The following is a 3,492-nucleotide window of genomic DNA, read 5'->3' on the forward strand; positions in this document are numbered from 1 at the left end:
CTGCGAAGGTTACATGATATCAGCCAGACTTGGAAACTATCTCATCAAATTAGTCCCCCCATAGAACCCCCTTGAGCCATCTTGCACACTTTTCTCTTTTTGTCAAATTTTATGTTAAGAAAGATGTGACTAATGGATAGCCTCAAAGGACGGGGTTTTAACCCAAATTTTCGATAAACCGCCCGCAAATTTAAATTGCTTGTTGAGATTAGGCAAGAGGCAAGCGGCAAGAGGCAACAGTAAGCGGTTAAAATGTGTCTTAGCTTAGGTCTAAACCTTGCTCTTCTTGGGTTGCAGCCTAAAGAAATCCTTTTCCCGAAAAACCGACTTAATCACTAGATTAAGTTCTGCAAATCTTGCCCTCATTTTCCCTGGCTAACGCACGGGTACTTGTTGATTTTGCAGATAATTTTTGACCTCAGCGATGGTTAATTGACCATAATGGAGCAAAGAAGCCAATAAAGCCGCTTCTGCCCGCCCTTCCGTCAATGCTTCGTAGATATGCTGACAATTGCCCGCTCCTCCAGAGGCAATCACAGGAATCTCCACCCTTTCAGCGATCGCTTTTGTCAAGGCCAGATCGTAACCCGCTTGCGTGCCGTCGGCATCCATACTGGTAACTAACAACTCACCCGCCCCGCGTTTTTCCACTTCTTGCGCCCATAATAAAGCATCAATACCCGTATTTTCGCGTCCACCCCGAACATAAACCTCCCAACCGGGGTTATGCCCATCCTTGCGTCGTCTAGCATCAATCGCCACCACAATACACTGTTTCCCAAAGCGATCGCTGGCTCGATCGAGCAATTCCGGCTCGCGCACGGCAGCCGAGTTAATGCTGACTTTATCGGCCCCGGCTCTTAACAAATTTTTAATATTTTCTAAGGATTGGATACCGCCACCCACTGTCAGAGGAATAAAAACCTGTTCCGCCGTACGATAGACTACATCAATAATCGTGTCGCGATCTTCATGGGTAGCAGTAATATCAAGAAAAACCAACTCATCGGCCCCTGCCTGATTATACAAGCGAGCTAACTCCACGGGGTCGCCAGCATCCTGAAGATTGACAAAATTAACCCCTTTAACCACCCGACCTTTATTGACATCCAAACAAGGCAAAATCCGCTTCGCTAACATATCCTAGACTCTTGATTGTAACAATGGCCATCAAACGATCGCACAATTCCCCTCCGGCTGCCGAGGAAAATCTGCTCACTCCCAATCCCACTATAGAAGAAACGGAAAAAGCAGCAGCGCAGATTCGTCCCCAATCCCTAGAGGATTATATCGGTCAACAGGACTTAAAGGCTAATCTAAAAGTCACCATCGCCGCAGCCAAAGCTAGACAAGAAGCGATCGATCATTTGCTCTTCTACGGACCGCCAGGATTAGGAAAAACCACCATGGCTTTAATTTTAGCGGCCCAGATGGGAGTAAATTGCCGCATTACCGCCGCCCCCGCTTTAGAGCGTCCCCGGGACATTACCGGCATCCTGATCAATCTTCAACCCCGGGATATTCTTTTTATCGACGAAATTCATCGACTGAATCGGGTGACGGAGGAGTTATTATACCCAGCGATGGAGGATTATCGCCTGGATGTGACGATTGGCAAGGGTCAAGCGGCGAAAATTCGCAGTATTTCTTTACCTCCCTTTACTTTAATCGGTGCTACTACCAAAGTTGGCTCTTTAACTTCCCCTTTACGCGATCGGTTTGGCCTGATTCAACGTCTGCGTTTCTATACAATCGAGGAATTGACGGCAATTATTCTCAGAAGTGCCACTATTTTTAATATTCCCATTACTGAAGCGGGTGCGATCGAAATTGCCCGTCGCAGTCGGGGAACTCCACGCATTGCCAATCGTTTATTAAAACGAGTACGCGACTATGTACAGGTGAAGGGAGAAACGGTGATTACTCCCCAGTTAGCTGATCAGGGATTAAATGAATTAAATGTGGATTCTATGGGTTTAGATTGGACCGATCGATTAGTATTAAAGACGATGATCGAACAGTTTCAAGGTAGGCCCGTGGGATTGGAAGCGGTAGCGGCAGCCACGGGAGAAGATGCCAAGACGATCGAGGAGGTGTATGAGCCTTATTTATTACAAATAGGTTATCTTAATCGTACTGCCCGGGGTCGCGTAGTCACGGCAGCCGCCTACGAACATTTAGGCCTACTGGCGAAATCGCCGAAAAATAAGGATCGGAGTTTACCTTTGTTTGAGTTGTAGTTTTCTAGATAGGGCTGGCTGAATAAATCTGAAAACCTTGTTGGATTAAGACTTTTTCCGGGGGAAAATTCACACCCCACACCCCACACCCTAAAACCCTAATTACCTGGGTTTTAGCTTATTGGTGTCTTTAAATACCGGCTTGACTGCGTGAAATCACACAAGTCTTTATATAAAGGTCGTATCATAGTGATAGTAGCAAATTACATTGTTGTGATTGCTTGCCGCTTCTCATCTAGACTGTATTGGGATTGGTCAAAGCTAATTGCAATAGTGATCTTTTATAGTCAATATTTTTTAAGTCTGTTAGCGCCCTATGTCTGTCGTAAATCAAGAAAATCTTAAACTCGAAACTCTCACCCTGTTTCAAAAATACCAAAAAACAGGAGATAATAAGTTACGGGATCAAATTATGGAGTTAAACCTAGGATTAGTCAGAAGGGAAGCTCATCATTGGGTCAATCAATGCCATGAAAATTACGAAGATTTAGTGCAAGTTGGCTGTATGGGACTAATTCGGGCGATCGAGCGTTTTGACAGCAGCAAAGGTCATGCTTTTAGTTCCTTCGCTATTCCCTATATTCGCGGCGAAATTCAACACCATCTGCGCGATAAAGGTTATACAGTTCGTATTCCTCGTCGTTGGTTAGATTTAGGCAGACAAGCGGCCAATGTGCGTCGGCATTTCCAAACTGTCCACAATCGTCAACCCAATGATACGGAAATCTCCCTCGCTTTAAATATTTCGATCGAAGAATGGCAAGAGGTAAAACTGGCTTTCCAAAACCGTGAACCCCTCAGTCTCGATGTGACGGTTAATAACGATGAAGATAATAATACTTGTTTAAAAGACCTCGTTCCCGATCCCCGTTATCGCAGCTTTCAACTTTGTCAAGAGGATCGCATTCGTGTACAACAAGCTCTCGCTCAATTAGAAGAGAAAACCCGTCATATTCTCGAATTTGTCTTCCTTAAAGATCTTACTCAACGGGAAACCGCCGAACAATTAGGTATTAGTGTCGTTACCGTCTCCCGTCGGGTGAAAAAGGGTTTAGAAATGCTCAAGGAAACTATGATCCAAGAGGCATTTTAGCCCAATTATCGGTTCTCATAAGTAGGGTTTGCTGAATAAATCTAAAAACCTTATCCAACAAGGTTTTTAGACTTTTTTTCCCTCAAAAAGTGCCGACCCTTGGAGTGATTGGGGGGAAAATTCAGGGACTTTTTCCCTGAAAATTAGGTAATTGACCAC

At 44.8% G+C, this 3,492-nt stretch carries 3 protein-coding genes; 2 read left to right on the top strand and 1 reads right to left on the bottom strand.

Features of this window, described 5'->3' with window-relative positions; genetic code table 11:
- Positions 1 to 375: 375 nt before the first annotated feature.
- Positions 376 to 1,140 carry an imidazole glycerol phosphate synthase subunit HisF gene (gene hisF / locus IM479_RS15155; protein WP_002787034.1) on the bottom strand — a complete coding sequence of 255 codons (765 nt, stop codon included), beginning with the start codon at positions 1,138 to 1,140 and terminating at the stop codon, positions 376 to 378.
- A 23-nt stretch (positions 1,141 to 1,163) separates the two neighbouring features.
- Between hisF and ruvB the strand changes: the two genes are divergently transcribed.
- Positions 1,164 to 2,240: a Holliday junction branch migration DNA helicase RuvB gene (ruvB, locus tag IM479_RS15160; RefSeq protein ID WP_287076507.1), complete on the top strand. Its 1,077-nt coding sequence runs from the start codon at positions 1,164 to 1,166 to the stop codon at positions 2,238 to 2,240.
- A gap of 316 nt (positions 2,241 to 2,556) precedes the next feature.
- On the top strand, positions 2,557 to 3,333 hold the full coding sequence (locus IM479_RS15165) for an RNA polymerase sigma factor SigF (RefSeq protein ID WP_287685968.1): 777 nt from the start codon (positions 2,557 to 2,559) through the stop codon (positions 3,331 to 3,333).
- The last annotated feature ends 159 nt before the right edge of the window (positions 3,334 to 3,492 follow it).

It is taken from the genome of Microcystis sp. M165S2 (genome assembly GCF_020245885.1).
Classification (GTDB): Bacteria; Cyanobacteriota; Cyanobacteriia; order Cyanobacteriales; family Microcystaceae; genus Microcystis.